This is a genomic window from Mesorhizobium sp. M5C.F.Ca.IN.020.29.1.1, from assembly GCF_003997375.1.
GTDB lineage: Bacteria > Pseudomonadota > Alphaproteobacteria > Rhizobiales > Rhizobiaceae > Mesorhizobium > Mesorhizobium wenxiniae.
The window spans coordinates 1-6,023 of the sequence record NZ_RZSW01000398.1; the positions used below are offsets into that span (position 1 = coordinate 1).

8 protein-coding genes and 1 pseudogene are annotated in these 6,023 nt (G+C 62.3%); 3 read left to right on the forward strand and 6 right to left on the reverse strand.

The genetic code is table 11. The features are described 5' to 3' along the window. The 4 genes from rlmN to EOA85_RS25205 all read right to left on the reverse strand — a co-directional run. Positions 1–1,105 (reverse strand): 23S rRNA (adenine(2503)-C(2))-methyltransferase RlmN (rlmN, locus tag EOA85_RS25190; RefSeq protein ID WP_127211580.1); only part of this gene is annotated, 1,105 nt, incomplete at its 3' end. 199 nt (positions 1,106–1,304) lie between these two features. Continuing rightward, positions 1,305–1,808, reverse strand: a complete 504-nt coding sequence (locus tag EOA85_RS25195; protein WP_029349450.1) for an invasion associated locus B family protein — start codon at positions 1,806–1,808, stop codon at positions 1,305–1,307. Between the two features lie 235 nt (positions 1,809–2,043). Beyond that, the gene (locus tag EOA85_RS25200) at positions 2,044–2,406 is read right to left on the reverse strand and encodes a YkvA family protein (RefSeq protein ID WP_029349448.1); all 363 of its coding nucleotides are present in this window, start codon (positions 2,404–2,406) and stop codon (positions 2,044–2,046) included. Positions 2,407–2,559: 153 nt separating this feature from the next. Then, positions 2,560–2,856: a 4a-hydroxytetrahydrobiopterin dehydratase gene (locus tag EOA85_RS25205; protein WP_065007289.1), complete on the reverse strand. Its 297-nt coding sequence runs from the start codon at positions 2,854–2,856 to the stop codon at positions 2,560–2,562. A 52-nt stretch (positions 2,857–2,908) separates the two neighbouring features. Between EOA85_RS25205 and EOA85_RS25210 the strand changes: the two genes are divergently transcribed. Then, positions 2,909–3,427, forward strand: a complete 519-nt coding sequence (locus EOA85_RS25210; RefSeq protein WP_082982268.1) for a low molecular weight protein-tyrosine-phosphatase — start codon at positions 2,909–2,911, stop codon at positions 3,425–3,427. On the opposite strand, the gene thpR is transcribed toward EOA85_RS25210, so the two are convergent. Continuing rightward, positions 3,331–3,927 carry an RNA 2',3'-cyclic phosphodiesterase gene (gene thpR, locus EOA85_RS25215; protein WP_065007287.1) on the reverse strand — a complete coding sequence of 199 codons (597 nt, stop codon included), beginning with the start codon at positions 3,925–3,927 and terminating at the stop codon, positions 3,331–3,333. The genes EOA85_RS25210 and thpR overlap by 97 nt on opposite strands. 131 nt (positions 3,928–4,058) lie before the next feature. Then, positions 4,059–4,703 (reverse strand): arylesterase, encoded by a 645-nt coding sequence (locus EOA85_RS25220; RefSeq protein WP_127211581.1) that lies wholly within the window; start codon positions 4,701–4,703, stop codon positions 4,059–4,061. 84 nt (positions 4,704–4,787) lie between these two features. Between EOA85_RS25220 and EOA85_RS25225 the strand changes: the two genes are divergently transcribed. Together EOA85_RS25225 and EOA85_RS25230 are read left to right on the forward strand one after the other, a co-directional pair. After that, positions 4,788–5,498, forward strand: coding sequence for an ABC transporter ATP-binding protein (locus EOA85_RS25225; protein WP_127211582.1), 711 nt, complete (start codon positions 4,788–4,790; stop codon positions 5,496–5,498). Beyond that, positions 5,498–6,023: pseudogene (locus EOA85_RS25230) on the forward strand (ABC transporter permease); the annotation flags it as partial. The gene EOA85_RS25225 and the pseudogene EOA85_RS25230, both read left to right, overlap by 1 nt.

The following is a 6,023-nucleotide window of genomic DNA, read 5'->3' on the forward strand; positions in this document are numbered from 1 at the left end:
GCGAAGCATAGCCGGCATTGTTGATGTAGTCGGCGAATTTCTCGATCGTCTCCCAATCCGAGCACTGGTAGTTGGTGCCTGGCCACGGGTTGAACGGGATCAGATTGATCTTGGCCGGAATGCCCTTGAGCAGCCTGATCAGCCCCTTGGCGTCCTCCATCGAATCGTTGACGTCCTTCAGCATCACATATTCGAAAGTGATGCGGCGGGCGTTCGACAGGCCGGGATAGGCGCGGCAGGCGGCGATCAGCTCTTTCAACGGATATTTTTTGTTGATCGGCACCAAAAGGTCGCGCAGATCGTCGTTGGTGGCGTGCAGCGAGATCGCCAGCATGACGCCGATCTCCTCGCCGGTGCGCAAGATTTCCGGCACGACGCCGGAGGTCGACAGCGTGATGCGTCTTTTCGATAGGGAAAGCCCGTCGCCGTCGGACGCGATCAGCAGCGCCTTCTTCACCGCCTCGAAATTGTAGAGCGGCTCGCCCATGCCCATCATGACGACGTTGGACACTTTCCGACCCTCGGCCGGCACGATGGCGCCGTCCGGCGTGTCGCGGTCGGGGAAATCGCCGAGCCGATCGCGGGCGGTCAAAAGCTGGGCGAGAATTTCCTCTGATGTCAGGTTGCGCACCAGCTTCTGCGTGCCAGTGTGGCAGAAGGAGCAGGTCAGCGTGCAACCGACCTGCGAGGAGATGCAGAGCGTGCCGCGGCCTTCTTCGGGAATGTAGACGGTCTCGATTTCGACCGGCCGGCCGGCGCCGCGCGGCGGAAAGCGAAACAACCATTTGCGCGTCCCGTCGGAGGAAATCTGCTCCTCGACGATCTCGGGCCTGGCGACGGTGAAATGCTTGTCGAGCTCGGCGCGCAAATCCTTGGATATGTTGAACATGCTGGCAAAGTCGGAGACGCCGCGCACATACATCCAGTGCCAGAGCTGTTGGGCGCGCATTTTGGCCTGGCGCTCCGGCACGATGCCTGAGGCAACGAGGGCTGCGCCAAGCTCGGCCCGGGTCAGGCCGATCAGCGACGGTTTTTCGGCCGGCGTGGCGCGGGCGCGCAACGCGTCACGGGCGCCCTCGGTGGTAAGGTCGAATGAAAGGGTCATTGTTGCGCCAATATAAGCGATTTGCGGCCGATTACAGCATCGTGCTGGAAATGAAGCGCGGCGCATAGCACAGGTTGATGGCCGAGTCATGGGTGGCGGCGGCGCAAGGCCCGCCGCGATGTGGCCGCCGACGGCGTTTTAAAGAGCAGAAAGCCGGGCTTGCCGCCCGGCCCTTACTCAAACTTTGCTTCGCCTATGGCTATTTGCACCTGGCGATGGACGACAGCGCCGCCGAAATGCCTTTCAGCGAAAAGACATAGGTAGTGGTGTTGCCGCGGCCGGATTTCGCCTGCACCCTCATGTCGCTGCCGGACTTCATCGCGGCGATGAGCACCGGCTCCTCGGCGGCATTCTCGACCCAGGCCGACTTGCCGCGGGTGAACATCGAAAAGCTCTTGCCGTCGATGGTGACGGTGGCCTTGGAGTTTTCCTGGAAATTGTAGCCGGCGATGAATTGCGGTTCATAGGACACCTGTTGTCCCGGCCGCTGGCTGACGAAGAAGAACATGTCGCCATGGTCAAGCGTCGGCGGCTGCTTGTCGGTCGGCACGGTCAACACGTAGCAAACCTTGCCGCCCGACGCCTGGTAGCTGTAAGTGCCCCAGGCATTGTGCTGGCCGATCTTGGTCGCCGACTGCGCCAGAGCCGGCGCTGTCACGGCCACCAGGACCAGGCTCGAAATTGTAGCAATCAATCCGCGCATCGCTTTTCCCATATATGGTGCGGAAGCAGGCCGGCTCGGCGTCCTGCCCGTCGCTTCATTTTGATTTAATCTGGGTTACCAAACGGTGAACTTCCCTTCAGGAAAAGGAGATCCACCCAGGAAACCGCCGCCATCCTTGCGCCCGTCGCTCCAAAAGCGGCAGTTGCAACGTCCCTTTCGCGACTTGGATGCCACGAAAGCGGCAAGAGTTTGACTTTTCTGCCTTATCGCCGGCTCAGCTGTTGTCGGCAATCGCCTGCTTGGCGGCGCGCCGATGCGCCGGTGTGATATGGGCTTTGACGGTGGTGATCGCGGCGGTCAGCACCGCGATGTCGTCGGTAAAGCCCAATCCGAAGACGAAGTCGGGGATGACGTCAGCCGGCAGCACGAAATACCCGAGCGCCGCCACCAGGATGCCCTTGGCGCGCAGCGGCGTGTTCTTGTCCATGGCGCAGTAGTAGGCGGCGACCAGCTCTTCCATGAACGGGATCTGCCGGGCAGCCCTCTTGGCCGTGCGCCAGAATTTCTCGCGCACTTCGCTCGCATCGCCCGCCTTGCCGCCAAAGCCGAAGAAATCAAAACCGGATTTTTGCGCCATCAGTCTCTCCTTGCCGGCCGTCGCGTGGCTCCACGCGCGACCTCGAATGGAAATGTGGTGAAACCAGAACCGGGCTGCAAGATGCTGTCTTTCATGCATGTCATTAGCTAAGCAACTCGGGTCGAGCCCCGGGACAGGCTTTGGTGCATTGGCTCAGCCGTCGAAATAGCGGTCCATCGTCCTGGCCAGTTCGAAATCGAGCGCCGTGAGGCCGCCGGCATCATGGGTGTTCAGCGTCACGCTCACGGTCTTGTAGACGTTCGACCAGTCGGGGTGATGGTCCATCTTCTCCGCCGCCAGGGCGACGCGGGTCATGAAGGCGAAGGCTTCGGAAAAATTCCTGAAAGTGAAGGTGCGCGCGATCGAGCCGCCGTCCCTGGCAAGCGACCAGCCGTCGAGCCCAGCCAGCGCCTCGGCGACCGCCTCCTTGCCCAGTTTCTCTCTCGTCATGGTCGTTTCCCGTGCTATCTGGATTCGCAGTCTTCAGCATAGTGCCGGATCGATGAGCGCAAAGCCGATAAAATCCATTCTTTTCGTCTGTCTCGGCAATATCTGCCGCTCACCGTTGGCGGAGGGCGTGTTGCGCGCCGTCCTGGCGGAGCGCGGCCTCGATCGGGATATCCTGCTTGATTCGGCCGGAACCAGCGACTGGGAGGCCGGCTCGGCACCCGACCCGCGCTCGATGTCGATCGCAGAGCGGCACGGCATCGATATTTCCAGACAGCGGGCGCGCAAGCTGACGCCGGACGATTTCTCGCGTTTCGACTTGATTCTCGCGATGGACCGATCGAATCTCCGGGATTTGAAAGCGCTGGTGCCTGCCGCCATGCGCGACCGGGTCCATCTGTTCCTGGAGTTCGCGGAGGGAACGGTGAGCGACGTGCCGGACCCCTATCACGAGGGGCCGGAGGCGTTTGCCTCGGTCTACCGCATGATCCGCGAAGCGTCGGAGGCGCTGGCGACGCGGCTCGAGGCACGGCTGTCGGCGCCCGACAGCGGCCAGGCCTCCTCGACGATATAGGGTCCGCCGCCGACCGAATCGCGCGACGACATCAGGACGAAGCGGCCGACACGGAAGGGCAGCGTTGAAAAATTGCCGCGTGCCGAAAGATATTGGGCGACGTCGAGCGGGCTCGAATTGCGTAAGCGCGCCAAGGTCACATGAGGCATGAACTTGCGCGGATCGGCGGGGATGCCGAGGCGCTGGCAGATGCGCTCGATTTCGGCTTGCAGTGCCGAAAGATCGGGCGAGGCGGAAACGCCGGCCCATACCGCATGCGGTTTCTTCTGGCCGAAGGCGCCGACGCCGGACAGCGTCAGCGGGAAGGATGGGCGGTGGACTCGGTCGAGCGCGTTGGCGATCTCGTCGGCGACATGGCCCTGGACATCGCCGATGAAGCGCAGCGTCAAATGGTAGTTCTCGACGTCGATCCAGCGGGCCCCGGGCAGGCCGCCCCGGAGCAGGGACAGCGAAAGGGCGGCGTCACGCGGTATTTCGAGGGCGGTGAAAAGACGCGGCATGGTAAGCCTCCTGTCCTCGAATCGAACTCTTGTCCTAGCGAATCATCGAAAATCAAGCGGGGCAAGCGGATTGTTGATCGCACCTGGCCTAAATCGCAGGGGAATTCGGACCCTCATCGAAATTCAGTCCTTCAAGAGTTGCCCTTAACTACGGCAATGGCTTTTTCGACCTCCGGCAGTATGTGCTCGACCATGCGGTCGATGCCCTTGGCATTCGGGTGCAGGCCGTCCTCGAGCTGAAAAGTGGCGTCGCCGGCGACGCCCTCGAGGAAGAACGGATAGAGCGGGACGCCGAATTTTTCCGCCAGTTTCGGAAAGATCGCGTCAAAGCTGCTCTGGTAGTCGGCGCCGAGATTGGGTGCGGCGCGCATGCCGGCCAGCAGCACGGCGATCTTGCGCTGCCTCAGCTTCGCCAGCATGGCGTCCAGATTCTTTTGCGTGATGGCGGGAGAAACGCCGCGCAGCATGTCGTTGGCACCGAGTTCGAGGATGACCAGCTGCGTGCCGTCCGGCACCGACCAGTCGAGCCGCGACAGGCCGCCACTCGACGTATCGCCAGAGACACCGGCATTGGTTACGGTTACATCGTGGCCCTTCGCGCGAAGTGCTGCCTCAAGTTTCTGGGTGAAGCCTTCGTCGGGTCCGAGGCCAAAGCCCGCCATCAGGCTGTCGCCGAAACCGACGATCTTCAGGGGCTCGGCGCGCGCCGACGAAAGGGCGCCGCAAATTCCAAGGAAAAGGATCAAGGCTGCGGCAAGTGTGTGTTTGAAAGCCATGCGGCAGGCCCCATATGACGAAGGACATTTTGTTGCGGCAGGCAGAATTCCAGCCTTCCCCTTCCCATATAGGACGATTTTATTTTGACAGAAGCCGTCATCGCGCTGAAAAACGTATCGCTGACGCTCGGCGAAGGAGCGTCTTCCGTCCATGTGCTGAAAGGTGTCAGCCTCGATGTGGCTGCCGGAGAGGCGACCGGCATCGTCGGTCCTTCTGGCTCGGGAAAGTCGACGCTGCTGATGGTCCTTGCCGGCTTAGAAAGGGTCGATTCGGGGACGGTACGAATTGCGGGCGAATTGCTGAACGGCAAGAGTGAAGATCAGATCGCATCGTTTCGGGGACGAAATATTGGCATCGTGTTCCAGTCCTTCCACCTCATCCCGAATATGACGGCGCTCGAAAATGTCGCAGTACCGCTGGAATTGGCCGGCCATAGCGATCCGTTCGGGGTGGCGGCGCGGGAGCTGGAGGCGGTGGGCTTGAGCGACCGCGTCACTCATTATCCCGGCGAATTGTCCGGTGGCGAACAGCAGCGTGTGGCGATCGCCCGGGCGCTGGCGCCTTCGCCGCGCATTCTGATCGCCGACGAGCCGACCGGCAATCTCGACCAGACAACGGGGCGGCAGGTCGCCGATCTTCTGTTCGCCAAGGCGGCCGAGCGCGGCATGACGCTGGTGCTGGTCACTCATGATCCGGCGCTCGCCGCACGCTGCTCCCGGCAGGTATCGATGCGGTCGGGCCGGATCGAGGACGCGCCAGAACCAGCTCTAAAGCCCGGTAAGGTGCCGGCCTGATGCCGCTGTCGCGCACGCTGAAGCTCGCCTTCCGCTTCTCGCTGCGCGAGATGCGCGGCGGGCTGTCCGGCTTCCTAATCTTCCTTGCCTGCATTGCGCTGGGTGTCGCGGCGATCGGCGGCGTCAACTCGGTGGCCCGGGCGATTACCGCCGGTGTCGCCAATGAAGGCCAGTCGCTGCTTGGCGGCGATCTTCGTTTCCAGCTCAATCAGCGCGCCGCGACGCAAGCCGAGCATTTCTTTCTTAACGGGCTGGGCACGGTCTCGCACAGTGCCAACATGCGCTCGATGGCGCGGCTCGAGGACGGTTCCGACCAGGCGCTGGTCGAGGCCAAGGCGGTCGATGGAGGCTATCCGCTCTATGGCGCGCTGGTCACCGAGCCGGCGCTTTCGAAGCAGGAATTGTTCGGCGAAAAATCCGGTGTTTTCGGCGCCGCCGCACCCGACCTTTTGTTCGAGCGGCTGAACCTTGCGATCGGCGACCGGCTGAAGCTGGGCAGCGCCATCTTCGAACTGCGCGCCAGGC

Excerpts from the sequence above, each read along its gene's own strand:
- EOA85_RS25220 (WP_127211581.1), bottom strand. The coding sequence starts at position 4,703 with ATGGCTTTCAAACACACACTTGCCGCAGCCTTGATCCTTTTCCTTGGA.
- thpR (WP_065007287.1), bottom strand. The coding sequence starts at position 3,927 with ATGCCGCGTCTTTTCACCGCCCTCGAAATACCGCGTGACGCCGCCCTT.
- EOA85_RS25195 (WP_029349450.1), bottom strand. The coding sequence starts at position 1,808 with ATGCGCGGATTGATTGCTACAATTTCGAGCCTGGTCCTGGTGGCCGTG.
- EOA85_RS25205 (WP_065007289.1), bottom strand. The coding sequence starts at position 2,856 with ATGACGAGAGAGAAACTGGGCAAGGAGGCGGTCGCCGAGGCGCTGGCT.
- EOA85_RS25210 (WP_082982268.1), top strand. The coding sequence starts at position 2,909 with ATGAGCGCAAAGCCGATAAAATCCATTCTTTTCGTCTGTCTCGGCAAT.
- EOA85_RS25200 (WP_029349448.1), bottom strand. The coding sequence starts at position 2,406 with ATGGCGCAAAAATCCGGTTTTGATTTCTTCGGCTTTGGCGGCAAGGCG.